We start from the raw sequence: 16,993 nt of genomic DNA on the forward strand, positions 1-16,993 counted from the left end.
ATTTGCACGTACCAGTCAGTTGCCGCTGATACGTCCCGACGAGGGCGGGTGCGCTGATCTGCGGCGGAACACGCACAGCTCACGCCAAGGTGATACACAGCGGCACGTATGTCGCGGGACGGCCGGGTCCGCCCCGATGCGTAGGCGGGTCCACTCGGCGGAGGCGACCGTACCGCGTCAGTCTGTGTGCTTGGCGAGGCGGGTGATGCCGGCCGCGCGGTAGGCGTCCGCCTCCTCCAGGGTCTCGTTGGCCAGGAGGGCCTCGGCGAGGGCGTCCAACTGGTCGCGGTGGTCGCGGAGTTGGCGGCAGGCGCTCTCGTAGCACTCGTCGACGATGCGGCGCATCTCGCCGTCGATGGTGTCGAGGGTCTCGGGGGCGGCGGAGAGGCCGTAGGCCTGCTGGGCGTCGCCCGGGAGGGCGGAGAGGCGGCCGACGCGTTCGCTCATGCCCCAGCGGCCGACCATGCCGCGGACGATGCTGGTGACCTGTTCGAGGTCGTTCTCGGCGCCGGTGGTGACGACGCCGAAGACGACCTGCTCGGCCGCCATGCCGCCGAGCGCGCCGATGATGCGGCCGCGCAGATACTCCTCGGTGTACGCGTACCTGTCGGCCTCCGGGGTGGAGAGGGTGACGCCGAGGGCGCGGCCGCGGGGCACGATGGTGATCTTGCGGACCGGGTCGGCGCCGGGCTGCAGCATGCCGAGCAGGGCGTGCCCGGACTCGTGGTATGCGGTGCGGCGGCGCTCCTCGTCGGGCATCACCAGGGGCCGCTCGGCGCCGAGTTGGACCTTTTCCAGGGCGTCGGAGAGGTCGGATCCGGTGACCTGGGGCTGCTGGCGTTTGACGGCGAGGAGGGCGGCCTCGTTGGCGAGGTTGGCGAGGTCGGCTCCGGTCATTCCGGGGGTGGTACGGGCGACCTGGGCGAGGTCGACGTCGCGTGCGAGCGGGATGTCCCGGGTGTGGATCTTCAGGATGGCCTCGCGGCCCTTGCGGTCGGGCGGGCTGACCATGACCGTGCGGTCGAAGCGGCCCGGCCGGGTGAGGGCGGGGTCGAGGACGTCGGCGCGGTTGGTGGCGGCGATGACGACGACGCCCTCGGAGCCGGTGAAGCCGTCCATCTCGGTGAGGATCTGGTTGAGGGTCTGCTCGCGCTCGTCGTGGCCGCCCATGCCGGAGCCGCCGCCGCGGGCCCGCCCGATGGTGTCGATCTCGTCGATGAAGATGATCGCGGGGGCCACCTTGCGGGCCTCGGCGAAGAGTTCCCGTACGCGGGAGGCGCCGACGCCGACGATCATCTCGATGAACTCCGAGGCGGAGGCCGAGAAGAACGGCACGCCGGCCTCGCCCGCGACGGCCCGCGCGAGCAGTGTCTTGCCGGTGCCGGGCGGGCCCGCGAGGAGGACGCCGCCGGGCATGCGGGCGCCCATCTTCCGGTAGCTGTCGGGGTTCTTGAGGAAGTCGACGACGTCGTTGAGCTCGCCCTCGACCTCGTCGATGCCCGCGACGTCCGCGAACGTGGTGCGCTTGCCTGCCTCCAACTCGACCGGTTTCGGCGGCTGCTTGCGCCCGAGCATGCCGCCCGCGCCGCCGCCCAGGCCGCCCGCCGCCATCCGCCGGGCCATGAACACCCACAGGGCGACGAGCAGCAGGATCGGCAGGAGGGAGATCAGCAGGTTGGTAAGGAGGCTGGGCTCCTTGTAGACGGGCTCGGCGGTGACGGTGACCTTCGCCTTGGTGAGCTCGTCCCAGAGCTGGTCGTCGGCGAAGCTGGGCCGCTGCGTGGCGAACTTGTCGTACGTGCCCTTCTCGCCCTCGGGTGCGTCCACGGCCTTCTTCAGGTCGCCCTGGATCTGGTCGCCCTTGGCGTAGATCTTCGAGACGTTGCCGGCCGTGACCTGCTTACTGAACTCGGTGTACGAGATCTTGGTGGGCGGCGCGTCCCCGAAGAGCGACAGCAGCAGGTTGGTGAGGAGGAAGACGAGCAGCGCGGTCCAGATCAGGCCGCGCCAGCTCACCTTCTTCTTCGGTGGCGGGGGCGGCGGTGCGCCCTCCGAGCGCCACGGCTGGTCGGTCCGGTCGCGGGGAGGCACAGGGCTGGTCACGCTGGCCATTATTGGCGGAGCGGACATACCAGGCATGTCGAGCTTTCCATCCGCGGGTGCCTGGGTTTCCGGGATCCTGGCTGCCGTCGCGCTTCCGCCGAATCACTGAGGGCTTCATGGACGAACCGCTCGCGCTCCGCATCCGGTTGTTCCGTGACACCGGCCAGGTCCGCCCCCAGGTGGCGGAGTTCGTGACGGCCGAGCTGGCCGGGCTCGCGGCCGAGGGCCACACCGTCAGCGAGGAGAGCGCGGGGCTGCTCACCAGCCATCTGCTGCTCGCCCTGACCCGGCTTCTCGACGGCGAGCCGATCGCGGAGTTCCCCACGGACGAGCAGGTCGCGGCGGAGCTGGCCGCGCACCCCGAGGCGGTCGCCCGCGCCCGTGCCGTCGCCGCCCGCGCGCGGCGGGAACTCGGGGCCCGCCTGCCCGAGTCGGAGGTCAACTTCCTGGGGCTGCACCTGGCCGTGCTCGCCCGGCACTCCATCCACCGATCGTGAAGGGGCTCCCCATGGCGAAGATCCTCACCGGCGGCGTCGGCAAGACCGAGGTGGCCGAGGCGGTACGGCGGCTCGGCCTGGACGGCGTGGAGGTGACCGTCTCCGGCGACATGGACGCCGCGCTCCTGCTGCGCGACGGCCGCGCCGACTACTACCTCGGCACCTGCCACACCGGCGCCGGCGCCTCCCTCGGCGTCCTTGTCGGCCTGCTGGGACAGCCCGCCTGTCACACGTTCGGCCGTGGCGTGCCGAGCGCGGACGAGGTGGAGGCGCTGCTCGCCGAGGGCAAGCGGGTCTTCGGGTTCGCGCTCGACCGGGCCGAGGCGGTCGCCCCGCTCGTGGCCCGCGCGATCTCCGTACGGGCCGAGTGACCGTGAGCGCCGCGGCCGGGCTCGCCCTCTCGCTGCCGCAGCAGCTCACGGTCGTCGCGCTCTGTGCGCTGACCGCGTTCGTCGCGCATCTGGCGCTCGCCGTGTTCAACGACGGCGTACGGCCGTTCCTGCTCGACTTCGTCCAGGGCCGCAGCACCCGCGCCGCGACCACGGCGGTGGCGTTCGGCCTGTCGGCGGGGTTTGTGTTCGGGCTCGGGGCGCCGATGGCGCTGGCGTCCGGGGTGCTCAACCCGTGGCTGCTGTTCCTGCCCACCGACGTCCTCGGCATCCTCGCGCCGAAGAAGTGGCTGGGGCCGCTGCTCGGGGCGGGCTGGGGCGCGGTGGTCGTGTTCGGTCTGGGCGGCGCGAACGAGCTGGCGCACGATCTGCCCGTCGACTTCCTGACCGCGATGCGGGAGATGTCGACGCCGATCCTGTACCTGTTCACGCTGTTCCCGGTGCTCGCCGTGACCCGGCAGTTCGGGCGGTGGCGCGGCGCGGTGGTCGGCGTGGTCGAACTCGCCCTCGTCGTCCTGACCTCGAAGCTGTGGCCGGGCATGTTCCCCGGTGCCCTGGCGATGGCGGTGGGGGTGCTGCTGCTGATCGGCTTCGCCGTCGCCAAGGACGTACGGCGGAAGGGGACGCGGGAGGCGCCCACGGCTGCCGCCGACGACCCCATGGCCTCGCTGTTCAGCGCCGGTGCGGCCCGGCTCCGCCGCCATCTGCCGCTGTTCATGCTGCTCGGCGCCGGGATCTGCGTGCTCGCCCAGCTGAAGGTGTTCGGCGGCGGCGAGGCCACGAGTTTCCTGATCGCGAAAGGGCAGTACGCGGAGGCCGCGCAGGTCGACTTCTACCGGGCGTTCGGTTTCGTCCCGCTGATCGCGACGACCGCGCTCGCCTCGGGCGCGTACGGCATCGCCGGGTTCACGCTCGCGTACCCGATCGGCTATCTGATGCCGAACCCGCTGCTCGCGGCGGTGGCGGGAGCAGCGGTGTTCGCCGTGGAGGTGCTGGCCCTGGCGTCGATCGGGCGGGTGCTCGGGCGGCTGCCGAGCGTGCGGGACTCCTCGGAGCAGCTGCGGGCCGCGATCGGGGAGGCGCTGGGGCTCGCGATCCTCTTCGGCTCGCTGATGGCCGCGCACGCGATGGGCGGCGGGCTCGGCATCCTCATCTGCGGCGGCCTCTATCTCCTGAACGAGGCGATGGGCCGCCCGGTCGTACGGATGGCGGCGGCGCCGACGGCGGTGATCGTGGGCGGTGTGCTGCTCAATCTCCTGTACTGGCTGGATCTGTTCACGCCCCTCGCCCGGGTGAAGGGGTGACCGGCGCCGTGCGGCCCTTGCTGCGGACCGTCCTCGGCCCCCTCTCCCCCGCCGACGTACGCGGCCCCGTCCTGCCGCACGAGCATCTCGCCGTCGACCTGGACCGCGCCGGTGACCGCGCCGCCGTCCTCGACCCGGCCACGCACGGCCCGTACGTCGCCGCCGAACTGGCCGCGCTGCGCGCCGAGTTCGGGCTCGGTCTGGTCGTGGAGCTGAGCTGCCGCGGGATGGGCCGGGACCCGCGCGCCCTCGCCCGGATCTCGATCGCCGCGCGGGTGCCGGTCGTGGCGGCCACCGGCTGGTACTACGAGCCGTTCCACCCACCCGAGGTCGGCGGCCGCGACGTCGAAGAGCTCACCCGGGTTCTGCTCCAGGAGATCGACGAGGAGATCGGCACCGGCCCCGACGGAACCCGCGCCGACGAAACCCGCCCCGGGCCCGACCCCACCCCGCGCCGCGGCACCCGCGTCCGCCCCGGCGTCATCGGCGAGGTGGGCAGCCACGGCGACTCCCCGAGCCCGGCCGAGGCCCGCTGTCTGCGCGCCGCCGCCGCGGCCGCCCGTGCGCGGGGCCTGTCCGTGGCGACCCACGCCCGGCTGGGGCGCGGCGGCCTCGCCCAGCTGGAGCTGCTCACCGGCGCGGGCCTCGACCCGCACCGCGTCGCGATCGGCCACCAGGATCTGCTCGACGAGCCGTCCGTGCACCGGGAGTTGGCGGCGGCGGGTGCGTACGTCGCGTTCGACACCGTCGGCAAGGAGCGCTACCGCAGCGACAGCGACCGGCTGCGGCTGCTGCTCGCCCTGCTCGACGCCGGGCACGCCGACCGGGCCCTGCTCAGCTGCGACATCTCCCGGCACGCGTATCTGGAGTCGGCGGGCGGGCACGGTTACGGGCACCTGTTCCGGTGCTTCCTCGGCCGGGTGCGGGCGGCGGGCGTGGGCGAGGAGCTGATCGATCTGATGACCCGGCGCAATCCGCTGCGGTTCCTGACCGGAGGGACGGGTGACCCGACCCCATGACGACACACAGTGACATCACGTATCCCGAGGGCCCCCGGCTCCCCGCCACGCACCCCCTCCCCACGATCCCCCTGGACGACGCGATCGCCCGCCAGTTCCGGCTTCTGGAGTGCACGGCCGCGCACTTCGACGGCCGGGACCTGTTCGCGTCCGACGTCGGGGTCGTACCGGAGCTGGGGCGTCCGCGTACCACCGCGCGCGTGGAGGCGGTGCTCGCGGACTTCTTCGGCGCCGAGGACGCGGCCCTGGTGCAGGGCGCCGGTACGGGCGCGATCCGCGCGGCCCTCTCCCAGGTCACCGGCCCGCTCCTGATCCATGACGCGCCGCCGTACCGCACCACCGAGGTGACCCTGCGCGTCCTGGGCACCGAGACGGTACGGGTCGACCTCAACGACCCCGACGCGCTCCGGCTCGCCCTGTCCGAGTCCGGCCCGTCCCGGTTCGCCTGGGCGTACGTCCAGCACACCCGGCAGCGGCTTGCCGACTCGTACGATCCGGGAGCGGTGCTCGCGGCGTGCCGGGCGGCCGGGGTGCGGACCGTGGTGGACGACAACTACGCCGTGCTCCGGGTGCCGCGCTGCGGGGTCGAGCTCGGTGCGGACGCCTCCTGCTTCTCGCTGTTCAAGCTGCACGGGCCGGAGGGTGTGGGGCTCGTGGCGGGGGCGCGCGACCTGGTCGGGAAGGTGCGGCGCGACAACTACTCGGGCGGCGGCCAGGTCCAGGGCCACCAGGCGCTCGACGCGCTGCGGGCCCTCACGCACGTACCGGTGATGTGGGCGCTGCAGTCGCAGGTCGGCGCGGAGGTGGCCGCGCGGCTCGCGGCGGGCGAGGTCGAGGGGGTCGCGGGGGTGCGGATCGCCAACGCGCAGGACCGCTGCCTGCTTGTGCGGCTGACGGCTCCGGTGGCCCGCGCGCTGCCGGAGACCGCCGCCCGGCACGGCGCGGCGCCGCATCCGGTGGGCGCCGACTCCCGTTACGAGATCGCCCCGTTGTTCTACCGCCTGTCCGGCTCGTCCCTGGCCGACGCCCCGGAACTCGCCGACTGGACGGTCCGCGTCAACCCGATGCGCGCGGGCGCGGACCTGGTCGTGGACATCCTGCGCCGCGCCCTGGCCGAACTCATCCGCTAGGCCCTGTCTTCAATCTCCCTCCCCCAGCTACCGCTGGGAGGTGCCCCCAGCCCGGCGACGCCATGCACGCTCCCCCAGCCTCCGGCCGGGGGGACCCCCACTCGCCGCACCGGGCAAGCGCCCAAGTACGTCCAGTACGAGGGCGCCTGCCCGGCACGCCGAGAGCACGCACTGGGGGCACCCCCGGCCGAAGGCTGGGGGAGCCGCCGGGCCGCCCTTCGGGCGACGACGGGAGACTGAAGACAGGACCTAGCCGCGCAGGAGGCCGCCCGTGTTCCTGAACTCCGTGGTCGCCCGCAACTCCGCCCTCGTGGACGCCGCCGTGGAGCTGCACGGCCGGGGTGCGATCCCGCCGGACACGTACGTCATCGACCTGGACGCGGTCGAGGCGAACGCCGCGCTGCTCGCCGCCGAGGCCGGGCGCCTGCGGCTCGGCCTGTGGTTCGTGGTCAAGCAGATCGGCCGCAACCCCGAGCTGATCAGGGCGATCGCCCGGCACATCCCCCGGTACGCGGCCATCGACGCTCCCGAGGCCGACGCCCTGCACACGGCGGGCGCCCGCGCGGGCAACCTCGGCCATCTCGTGCAGATCCCGCGCCGCGCCCTGCCCGCGCTCCTGGCCCGGCGGCCCGAGGCGGTCACGGTGTACGACCTGGACAACGCCCGCGCGGTCGCGGACGCGGCCCGCGAACTCGGCTTCGTACAGGACGTGTTGATACGCGTCGCGGGCACGGCGGACGCCACGTTCCCCGGCCAGGAGGGCGGCGTTCCGCTCGCGGGCCTGGAGGCGTTCGCGGCGGCCGTGGAGCAGCTGGACGGGCTGCGGATCGCGGGCGTCACGGCCTTCCCGTGCGTACGCTGCGACCTCTCGACCGGCACCCCCGTACCGACTCCGAACCTCCAACTCGCCCTGGAAGCACGGACGTTCCTGTCCGCCCGAGGCCATGGCCCACTCAAGCTGAGCGCCCCCGGCGCGACCTGCGCGGCCACGCTCCCCCTGCTCGCCGCACACGGCGCCACCCACGGCGAGCCCGGCCACGCCCTGACCGGCACGACCCCGCTGCACGCCGTCGGCCTTCATCAGCCGGAACGGCCCGCGTACGTGTACGTCACCGAGGTCGCGCACACGCTCGCCGACGGCCGTCCCGCCCTGTTCGGCGGCGGCTTCTACCCGCGCGGCGGTGTCGAGTCGGCCCTGCTCCCGCGCACCGGGGAACGCCTCCCGGTCCTGGAGGCGCCGCCCGGGCACATCGACTACTACCGCCTGCTCGCCCCTGGCCGCTCCACGTCCCGCCCCCGCCTCGGCGATACGGCGGTCCTCGCGTTCCGCACCCAGATGTTCGTCACCCGCAGCACGGTCGCGGTCGTCGCGGACCTGTCCCGCGCCGCGCCCCGCCTGGTCGGGCTCTACGACTCCTACGGGCGCCCGGTCCCGTACGGACGACCGAGTCCGGGCCGCCGTGCAGGCGACCCGGACCCGTAGGACTGAACCGTTCGGTGGGCTCAGCCCATGAACTTCTTGAACTCGTCGGGCAGTTCGAAGTCCTGACCGTCCTGGCCGCCGGCCGGCAGGCCGAACGCGCCGCCGCCCTGCTGCGCCTGCTCGCGCCGCGCGGCGGCCTCCTGCTCCTCCTGCTTGCGCTTCATCGGGTTGCCCGAGCGCCGCTTGCCCTTGGCCTGCTTCTGCTTCTTCTTCTGCCGGCCGGGGCCGCCGCCCATGCCCGGCACGCCCGGCATCCCCGGCATGCCGCCGCCCTGGGCCATCTTCGACATCATCTTGCGGGCCTCGAAGAACCGCTCCACGAGGTTCTTCACGGCGCTGACGTCGACACCCGAACCACGGGCGATACGGGCCCGGCGCGAGCCGTTGATGATCGTCGGCTCGGCGCGCTCGACGGGGGTCATCGACTTGATGATGGCCGCCGTACGGTCGACGTCCCGCTCGTCGAGGTTGTTGATCTGGTCCTTGATCTGGCCCATGCCGGGCATCATGCCGAGCAGCTTGGAGATGGAGCCCATCTTCCTGACCTGCTCCATCTGGGCCAGGAAGTCGTCGAGCGTGAACTCCTTCGGGCCCTTCTGGAGCTTGGCCGCCATCTTCTCGGCCTCGGCCTGGCTGAAGGTCTGCTCGGCCTTCTCGATCAGCGTGAGCATGTCGCCCATGCCGAGGATGCGGGACGCCATGCGGTCCGGGTGGAACGCGTCGAAGTCGTCCAGCTTCTCGCCGTTGGAGGCGAACATGATCTGCTTGCCGGTGACGTGCGCGATGGAGAGCGCGGCACCACCGCGTGCGTCGCCGTCGAGCTTGGCGAGGACGACGCCGTCGAAGCCGACGCCGTCACGGAAGGCCTCCGCGGTGTTCACCGCGTCCTGACCGATCATCGCGTCGACGACGAAGAGGACCTCGTCGGGCTTGACCGCGTCCCGGATGTCCGCGGCCTGCTGCATCAGCTCCTGGTCGATGCCGAGGCGGCCGGCGGTGTCGACGATGACGACGTCGTGCACCTTCTGCTTGGCGTACTCGACGGAGTCCTGCGCGACCTTGACCGGGTCGCCGACGCCGTTGCCCGGCTCCGGGGCGTAGCACCCGACACCGGCGCGCTCGGCGACGACGCCCAGCTGGTTCACGGCGTTGGGGCGCTGCAGGTCACAGGCGACGAGCAGCGGCGAGTGGCCCTGGCTCTTCAGCCAGAGGCCGAGCTTTCCGGCGAGCGTGGTCTTACCGGCACCCTGCAGACCCGCGAGCATGATCACGGTCGGCGGGTTCTTGGCGAAGCGGAGGCGGCGGGTCTCGCCGCCGAGGATGCCGACGAGCTCCTCGTTGACGATCTTGATGACCTGCTGGGCCGGGTTCAGGGCCTGCGAGACCTCGGAGCCGAGGGCCCGCTCCTTGATCTGCTTGATGAACGCGCGCACGACGGGCAGCGCGACATCCGCCTCGAGGAGGGCGATGCGGATTTCGCGTGCCGTGGCGTCGATGTCCGCCTCGGAGAGACGCCCCTTGCCGCGGAGGTTCTTGAAAGTCGCTGCGAGGCGATCGGAGAGAGTGTCGAACACGGCGGTCGCAGATCCTCAGGGTCGGGGGCGAAGACAGTCGCCCTCCAGGGTATCGGGCCCGGCAAACTGCTCCGGCGGCCGATGGGATTTTCCCCTCCCCGCCCCTTCCCGCAAGCTTGCAGCAGCTTCGGGGCCGCGCCCCGGGCCCCGCTTCACGGCCGTCCTTCGACTGCCGCGCCGTCGTGGCTGGTCGCGCCCCGCGGCGGAGCCGCAAATGACACAGCCCCGCGCCCCTAAAAAGCCAGCCCCTCCGGCGTTTGAGGAGCGGGGGTCCGGGGGCTGGCCCCCGAAGCGCCGCCTCAGCCCCGCAGTGCCTCCTCCACCCCCCGAGCCACCTCCAGCGCCGCCCGCGCGGGCAACGGCTCCCCGTCCACACCCGTCACGTAAAACGCGTCCACCGCATTCGCCCCGAGCGTCGACGCATGCGCACTCCGCACCCGTACATCGGCGGCGTCCAGCGCACGCCCGATGCGATGGAGAAGGCCCGGCACATCCTGGGCCCGGACCTCGATCACCGTCGCGCGGCGGGAGCCCGACGCAGCGACCGTGACCCGCGCAGGCGGGGCGGGCGCACCACGACGCCGCGGATACGCCGCGTCCCGCTCGGCGAGGCGGGCCGGGATGTCGAGCGTGCCGTCGAGGGCCCGGACCAGGTCGGCGCGGAGCCGGGCGGCCTGCGGCAGGGAGCCGAACTCGGTGGCGACCCGCCAGTCCAGGAAGAGGACGGAGCCGTCGGCCGGCACCTCGTCGGGCAGGTCGAGGACGCTGACCTCGGCCGTACGGACGGTGAGCCGGTGCATGGCGAGCACACCGGCCACGGCGGGCAGCACGCCCGGCTGGTCGGGCACGGCGATCTGCAGTTCGACGCCCAGCGGCTCCTCGCCGTCCGCGTCCGCCCCCTCATCGGCCCGCTCCGTCTGCGCGCGCAGCGCGAGTACGGGCCCGCCCGCGCGGTGTGCCTCCACGACGAGGCGTTCCTGCTCGGCGGTGGTGGGCGCGGCGGCGGGCTGCGGCGGCGGATCGCCCGCGAGGACGGCGCCGACGCGGGCGACGAGGTCGGCGACGAGCGAGGCCCGCCACGCGGACCAGGCGGCGGGCCCGGTGGCGAGCGCGTCGGCCTCGGTCAGGGCGTGCAGCAGTTCGAGGGCCGAGGCCGAGCCGACGGACTCCGCGACGGACTCGACGGTCGCCGGGTCGTCGAGATCGCGCCGGGTCGCCGTCTCGACAAGCAGCAGATGGTGCCGTACGAGCCGGGCCAGTACCGCCACGTCGTCCGCGTCGAAGCCGATCCGGGCGGCCACGTCCTTGGCGATCACCTCGCCCGCCACGGAGTGGTCGCCGGGCCAGCCCTTGCCGATGTCGTGCAGGAGCGCGGCGACGAGCAGCAGGTCGGGGCGGCCGACGCGGCGGGTGAGGGCGGCGGCCCGTACGGCGGTCTCGACCAGGTGGCGGTCGACGGTCCAGGTGTGCACGGGGTTGCGCTGCGGCCGGCAGCGGACGCGTTCCCAGTCGGGCAGGAGCCGGCTGACCAGGCCTTCGGCTTCCAGGGCCGCCCACACGTCGACGGTCGCGGGGCCCGCGCCGAGCAATGTGACGAGCTGTTCGCGCGCCTCGGCGGGCCAGGGCGTGGGCAGGGGTTTCCCGGCGGTGGCGAGGCGTCGGACGGCGTGCGGGGAGAGCGGGAGTCCGGCCTGGGCGGCGGCAGCGGCGGCGCGCAGCGGCAGCACGGGGTCGCGGTCGGGCCGTGCGGCGCGGGCGAGGACGACCTCGCCGTCCTGCTCGACGACGCCCTCGGCGAGCGGCGTGCGCTCGGGTTCAGGCCTCCCCGAGCCGCGCCCGCCTCGTCCGCCTCGTCCGCCGAGGAGGGAGCGGAGCCGGGGCCGGGCGGAGCGGGCACGCAGCACCCGCCCGACCTCGCGCCAGGTCACGTCGCTCGCGTACGAGAGGGTGCGGGCCGCCTCGTACACCTGCCGGAGCAGTGCGTCGGAGTCAAGGAGGCCGAGTTCTCCGGCGACTTGGGACTGTTCCTGGAGGGCGAGCCGGTCGGTGGCGCGGCCGGTGGTGAGGTGCAGGGCGTCGCGTACGTCGAGGAGCCGGCGGCGGGCCTCGGCGAGTCCGGCGCGCGGGGCGTCGGCGAGCCAGGAGGCGGCGACGGCGCGCAGCGCGGTGGCGTCGCGGAGGCCGCCGCGGGCCTCCTTGAGGTCGGGTTCGAGGAGGAACTGCAACTCGCCCTGGCGGACGGCCCGTTCCTCGCAGAGTTCGCGGAGCTGCGGGAGGCGCCGCGGCGCCTGGTTGCGCCAGTCGGCGAGGACGGTGGTGCGCAGGGACGCGGTGAGGCCGAGGTCCCCGGCGACGTGCCGGGCGTCGAGGAGGCCGAGCTGGACCTTGAGGTCCTCGGCGGCGGTCTTGCGGGCCTCGGCGGGGGTGCGTACCGAGTGGTCGAGGTCGAGACCGAGGTCCCAGACCGGGTACCAGAGGCGGTCGGCGAGGGCGGCGACGGCGCCCGGCTCTGCGCTGCCGTCGTGCAGCAGGAGCAGGTCGAGGTCGCTGCGCGGGGAGAGCTCGCCGCGCCCGTACCCGCCGACGGCGACGAGCGAGACGCCGCGCTGGGCGCCCGCGTCCCCGAAGAGTCCGGCCAGCCACCGGTCGGTCAGCTCGGCGAGGGCCGCACGGCGCGGCGGCCCGGACCGCGCCTCCCCGTCCTGGAGGAGGCGCAGCCGGGCCGCCGCATAGCTGCTGGGTCCGGAGTCTTCCGCTTCTGCCGCAACATCCACACTGGTCACCCAACAGCTCCTCGTTCAAAGGCAGTTCAGAGCGCGTCGGGTCCGCGCTCACCGGTGCGCACCCGTACGGCCGTGTCGACCGGGATGCTCCAGACCTTGCCGTCGCCGATCTTTCCGGTGCGGGCGGCCTTCACGACGACCTCGACGAGCTGTTCGGCGTCGTCGTCCTCGACCAGGACCTCGATCCGGATCTTGGGGACGAGGTCGACGGTGTACTCGGCGCCCCGGTACACCTCGGTGTGCCCGCGCTGCCGGCCGTATCCGCTGGCCTCGGTCACGGTGAGTCCGTGCACCCCGAAGGCCTGGAGGGCCTCCTTGATCTCGTCGAGCCGGTGCGGCTTGACGACCGCGGTGATGAGCTTCATGCGTCCACCTTCTTGTTCTGCGCCGCCTCTGCGGTCCTGACGAGGGGTGCGCCCTGGGCGGTACGGGGGGCGGTGCCGCCGCCCGCGCCGCTGAAGTCGTAGGCCGTCTCGGCGTGTTCGACCTGGTCGATGCCGGAGACCTCGTCGTCCTCACTGACGCGCATGCCGATGGTCTTGTGGATGACCCAGGCGAGGATGGCAGAGACGATCAGGGAGTACGCGAAGGTCACGAGGACTCCGAGGGCCTGCTTGCCGAGCTGGTCGAGGCCGCCGCCGTAGAAGAGGCCCTTGGCGTCGGACTGGACGCCGCCGGTGGCGAAGAAGCCGACGAGCAGCGAGCCGATGACGCCGCCGACGAGGTGGACGCCGATCACGTCCAGGGAGTCGTCGTAGCCGAACTTGAACTTCAGGCCGACGGCCATGGCGCACAGGACACCGGCGACGGCGCCGACGGCGATCGCGCCGAGCGGGGAGACGGAGCCGCCGGCCGGGGTGATGGCGACGAGTCCCGCGACGGCGCCGGAGGCCGCGCCGAGGGTGGTGAACGCGCCGTGCCGGATCTTCTCGTAGGCGAGCCAGGCGAGCATCGCGGCGGCGGTGGCGACCTGGGTGTTGACGAACATCACGGCGCCGACGCCGTCGTTGTTGCCGAGCCAGGAGCCGGCGTTGAAGCCGAACCACCCGAACCACAGGAGGCCGGCGCCGAGCATGACGAGCGGCAGCGAGTGCGGCCGCATCGGGTCCTTCTTGAAGCCGACGCGCTTGCCGATCACGAGGATCACACCGAGTGCCGCGGCACCCGCGTTGATGTGCACGGCGGTACCGCCGGCGAAGTCGATGACGCCGAGCTCGAAGGCCCAGCCGCCCTCGCCCCACACCCAGTGCGCGACGGGGAAGTACACGAGGGTCGCCCACAGCGCGACGAACAGCGCCCAGGCGGTGAACTTCACCCGGTCGGCGAGGGCACCGCTGATGAGGGCGGGCGTGAGGACGGCGAACATCAGCTGGAAGACCGCGAAGACATAGACGGGGATGTCGTACGTGCCCCACAGTTCGGTCAGTCCGATGCCGCTGAGGCCGAGGAAGTCGGGCTCCCAGCCGATGAGCGAGCCCTTGTCGGTGCCGAAGGCGACGCTGAAGCCGTAGAGCACCCAGAGGATCGTGACGATCCCGAGGCTGATGAAGCTCATCATCAGCATGTTCAGGGTGGACTTGACTCGGACCATGCCTCCGTAGAAGAAGGCCAGTGCCGGAGTCATCAGCATCACCAGGGCGGAGCAGATGAGCATGAATCCGGTGTTGGCGGCAGAGAGCTGCGGGGCTTCTGCGGCGATCGTGATGCCTGGAGGCATCGGCGTCTCCTCGTCGTGTGCGGCCCGTGCGGGCGGAGCCTGAGCGGTCATGAGGGGTGGGCCGGTTATGCGCCACGAGATTGGCGCAGCGCGGTTTCCGTCGATGCCCCTCGGTGTTTCACCGCAGTGACGAAGAGGTCGTGCGTGTTACGCGTGCATGAACTGCCGGACCGTACGGGTGGGGGTTTCTCCCCTGTGCGCGGAGGAACCCCCGTACGGGAGCCGGCCGCGGCGGGCCATCCGGCTGACCTGGCATGGGGGAGCCGAGTCGGGCAGTCGTGGATGGTCCGGCCGCGGCCGGGGCTGGTGGGGTGCGGTCGGCTCTGGTCAGACCGCCTCCGCGGATTCGGGCAGTTGCGCGGCGAGCTCGTCGGTGAGCCGCTCGACCTCGCTGACCTCGCCGAAGGACCGCATCGCGGTGTCGACGGTCTTGCGGAGCCGGTTGTTGACGCGCTCGGAGCGCACCTTCTTGGCGATGCCGAGGGCCTGCCCGGCGAGCACGCAGCTCTGCTCGGGCTCCTTCTGCAGCAGGTGCACGGTGGCCATGCCGATGAGGTTCAGTGCGTACGACCGCTGGTGCTCGGGGTCCTTGCCGAAGAGTTCGACGGCGCGTTCCATCACGGGGTGGGAGAGCGAGGCGTAGGTGGGGCTGCGGCCTGCGACGTAGGCGAGGTCGCGGTACGAGTGGGCGTTCTCGCCGTTGAGCTCGGCCTCGGAGAAGAAGCGGATCCAGTCGGGCTCGCGCTCCTCGATGTCGTCCACGTCGGCGAAGGTGTCCTCGGCCATGCGGACGGCCCGCTTGGTCTTGCTGGGCTGGCCCATGTTGGCGTACGCGCGGGCCTCCATCGCATACAGCATGGCCTGGGTGCGGGGGGTGGCGCAGTCCCGACTGCCGTACTGCGCGAGGTGGACGAGCTCCAGGGCGTCGTCGGGCCGCCCGAGGTGGATCATCTGGCGGCTCATCCCGGACAGGATGTACGAGCCGAGGGCTTTGTCGCCCGCTTCCTTGGCGGCGTGCAGGGCGAGCACGAAGTACTTCTGGGCGGTGGGCTGGAGTCCGACGTCGTAGCTCATCCAGCCGGCCAGTTCGGCCAGCTCGGCGGCGATCTTGAAGAGGCGGCGCTCGGTGGCGGGGGGCTGGGGCTCCTGGAGCAGGTCGGTGACCTCGTGGAGCTGGCCGACGACGGCCTTGCGGCGGAGCCCGCCGCCGCACTGGGCGTCCCACTGCCGGAACATCGCGGTGGTCGACTCCAGGAGGTCGAGCTCCGGCTTGGAGAGGCGGGTGGCGCGGCGGATCGGGACGGCCGCTTCGGCGGCCCCGGGGGCGGCGCCCGGGCTGGGCACCAGCCAGCGCTGCATGGGCTCGATCAGGGAGGGCCCGGCGGCGAGGGCGAGCGAGGCGCCGAGGAAGCCGCGGCGGGCGAGCATCAGGTCGCTGCGCGAGAACTCGCTGATCATCTCGACGGTCTGGGTGCCCGTCCACGGCAGGTCGACCCCGGAGAGCGAGGCCGACTGGTGGGCGGAGCGGAGGCCGAGGTCCTCGATGGCGACGACGGCGCCGAAGCGTTCGGAGAACAGCTCGGAGAGGATCCGCGGGATCGGCTCCCGCGGCTGTTCGCCGTCGAGCCAGCGCCGGACGCGGGAGGTGTCGGTCGAGATGTGGTTGGCGCCGAGCTGCCGGGCTCTGCGGTTCACCTGGCGGGCGAGCTCGCCCTTGGACCAACCACTGCGCACGAACCACGAAGTCAGCTGTTCGTTGGGGCGCTTGTCAGCGTTCGCGCCGCTGCCGCCGTTGCCGCCCACTGGAGCGCCCCCATCCCTCAAGCAAGTTGTGCGCCTCATTGCGCCAAGCCCTAACAGAGTGCCGCGAGTTCGGGCTGCCGGTCCGCGGACCCTCACCCATCGAACAAGAAACCGAGTTGCCTCCGGCATACCCATGAACGCGAGCGTCCCCGGGTTTCGTGTACTGAAAGTAGTCCTACGATCACCCTCCCGGCGAGGGCGTTCTCAGAAACGCCACCATTCGCCACCCCTTTGAATGAACTCAGGGACCGCTCCACACGATTGACTTGACATCGAACAGCCGGGAGCGGGCGGAACGGAGCGCGCCGGGGCGCGCCGTTCCGCCCGCACCACCCCCGTACCACCTCTCGCGCCACCGCCGGACGACCAGGCGGAGCCCGCGAGTTCAGGGGGCGTACAGCACGGCGGCGACACAGAGTCACAGTTCTACTGCGCTTCGTAACCAGCGACGCGTCGGACCCGTTGGAGGGGGCATGGGCTTCACGATCGGCAGCAGCCGGGGCATCCGCGAGATCCGGCCTGTGCGCACCGGTTCACGGCGCCGCGGGCAGAGTTCCGACTGCACGGCGGTGGCGGAGTTCACCGGCCTGTGGGGCTGGGACGTGGCGCCCGGCGCCCGCGCCGCCGACGGGCAGTGCTCCTGCGGCAAGGCCGACTGCCCGGCCCCCGGAGCTCACCCCCTGGACTTCGCCGCGCACATCCCGGCCGGCGCGACCCTCGGCCAGGTCACCCGCGCCTGGGGCGAGTTCCCCGGCGCCGCGGTGCTGCTGCCCACCGGCCGCACCTTCGACGTCCTGGACGTGGCGGAGTCCGCCGGCCGCCGCGCCCTGGTCCGCATGGAGCGCATGGGCATCCCGCTCGGCCCGGTCAGCGCGACGCCCGACGGCCGCGCCCAGTTCCTCGTCGCCCCCGGTGCGGCCGCCGAACTCCCCGCGTTGCTCTACCGCATGGGCTGGGACGACGCCGACCTGGACCTGCGCGGGCTCGGGCCCGGCGAGCACATCACGGCCCCGCCGTCCGACCACGCGGGCCTCGGCCCGGCCCACTGGCTCCGCGCCCCGGCTTTTGACTCAGCCACGAACCCGCCTGCGGCGCGGCTGTTGCTGGGCACGCTGGCTTACGTGAGCCACCGCTCGGGCCTCTGAGCTTCTCCCCTCCCCGCCCCTTCCCGAAATCCTGCGGAGCTTCGGG

Annotated in this window: 13 protein-coding genes; 7 read left to right on the plus strand and 6 right to left on the minus strand. The window is 72.7% G+C overall.

Annotated features, from left to right (window positions below):
- Positions 1-177: 177 nt before the first annotated feature.
- Complete coding sequence (ftsH, locus tag QIT00_RS20230; RefSeq protein WP_282536722.1) at positions 178-2,103, minus strand: ATP-dependent zinc metalloprotease FtsH; 1,926 nt, start codon at positions 2,101-2,103, stop codon at positions 178-180.
- Positions 2,104-2,219: 116 nt separating this feature from the next.
- Here ftsH and QIT00_RS20235 point away from each other — a divergent pair, with 116 nt between their 5' ends.
- The 6 genes from QIT00_RS20235 to QIT00_RS20260 all read left to right on the plus strand — a co-directional run bounded on the left by QIT00_RS20235 (position 2,220) and on the right by QIT00_RS20260 (position 7,925).
- On the plus strand, positions 2,220-2,600 hold the full coding sequence (locus QIT00_RS20235) for a PRD domain-containing protein (RefSeq protein ID WP_282536723.1): 381 nt from the start codon (positions 2,220-2,222) through the stop codon (positions 2,598-2,600).
- Positions 2,601-2,611: 11 nt separating this feature from the next.
- Positions 2,612-2,971: a DUF2620 domain-containing protein gene (locus QIT00_RS20240; RefSeq protein WP_282536724.1), complete on the plus strand. Its 360-nt coding sequence runs from the start codon at positions 2,612-2,614 to the stop codon at positions 2,969-2,971.
- Complete coding sequence (locus tag QIT00_RS20245; RefSeq protein WP_282536725.1) at positions 2,968-4,293, plus strand: YhfT family protein; 1,326 nt, start codon at positions 2,968-2,970, stop codon at positions 4,291-4,293. The genes QIT00_RS20240 and QIT00_RS20245 overlap by 4 nt, the downstream gene beginning before the upstream one ends.
- Positions 4,290-5,312, plus strand: coding sequence for a phosphotriesterase family protein (locus QIT00_RS20250; RefSeq protein WP_282536726.1), 1,023 nt, complete (start codon positions 4,290-4,292; stop codon positions 5,310-5,312). The genes QIT00_RS20245 and QIT00_RS20250 overlap by 4 nt, the downstream gene beginning before the upstream one ends.
- A complete protein-coding gene (locus QIT00_RS20255) occupies positions 5,309-6,442 on the plus strand; it encodes an aminotransferase class V-fold PLP-dependent enzyme (RefSeq protein WP_282536727.1) in 1,134 nt (377 codons plus the stop codon). Before QIT00_RS20250 ends, QIT00_RS20255 begins: the two co-directional genes overlap by 4 nt.
- Before the next feature lie 271 nt (positions 6,443-6,713).
- Positions 6,714-7,925: an alanine racemase gene (locus tag QIT00_RS20260; RefSeq protein WP_282536728.1), complete on the plus strand. Its 1,212-nt coding sequence runs from the start codon at positions 6,714-6,716 to the stop codon at positions 7,923-7,925.
- A gap of 20 nt (positions 7,926-7,945) precedes the next feature.
- On the opposite strand, the gene ffh is transcribed toward QIT00_RS20260, so the two are convergent.
- The 5 genes from ffh to nsdA all read right to left on the minus strand — a co-directional run bounded on the left by ffh (position 7,946) and on the right by nsdA (position 15,802).
- Positions 7,946-9,499, minus strand: a complete 1,554-nt coding sequence (gene ffh / locus QIT00_RS20265; RefSeq protein ID WP_282536729.1) for a signal recognition particle protein — start codon at positions 9,497-9,499, stop codon at positions 7,946-7,948.
- Positions 9,500-9,798: 299 nt separating this feature from the next.
- Positions 9,799-12,282 carry a [protein-PII] uridylyltransferase gene (locus QIT00_RS20270; protein WP_282536730.1) on the minus strand — a complete coding sequence of 828 codons (2,484 nt, stop codon included), beginning with the start codon at positions 12,280-12,282 and terminating at the stop codon, positions 9,799-9,801.
- 26 nt (positions 12,283-12,308) lie between these two features.
- The gene (locus QIT00_RS20275) at positions 12,309-12,647 is read right to left on the minus strand and encodes a P-II family nitrogen regulator (protein WP_282514857.1); all 339 of its coding nucleotides are present in this window, start codon (positions 12,645-12,647) and stop codon (positions 12,309-12,311) included.
- Positions 12,644-13,999 carry an ammonium transporter gene (locus QIT00_RS20280; protein ID WP_282536731.1) on the minus strand — a complete coding sequence of 452 codons (1,356 nt, stop codon included), beginning with the start codon at positions 13,997-13,999 and terminating at the stop codon, positions 12,644-12,646. The genes QIT00_RS20275 and QIT00_RS20280 overlap by 4 nt, the downstream gene beginning before the upstream one ends.
- A gap of 327 nt (positions 14,000-14,326) precedes the next feature.
- A complete protein-coding gene (nsdA, locus tag QIT00_RS20285; RefSeq protein ID WP_282536732.1) occupies positions 14,327-15,802 on the minus strand; it encodes a transcriptional repressor NsdA in 1,476 nt (491 codons plus the stop codon).
- Between the two features lie 473 nt (positions 15,803-16,275).
- Between nsdA and QIT00_RS20290 the strand changes: the two genes are divergently transcribed.
- Positions 16,276-16,947: a bifunctional DNA primase/polymerase gene (locus QIT00_RS20290; RefSeq protein WP_282536733.1), complete on the plus strand. Its 672-nt coding sequence runs from the start codon at positions 16,276-16,278 to the stop codon at positions 16,945-16,947.
- Positions 16,948-16,993: the final 46 nt, after the last annotated feature.

This window comes from Streptomyces luteolus (genome assembly GCF_029968015.1).
GTDB lineage: Bacteria > Actinomycetota > Actinomycetes > Streptomycetales > Streptomycetaceae > Streptomyces > Streptomyces luteolus.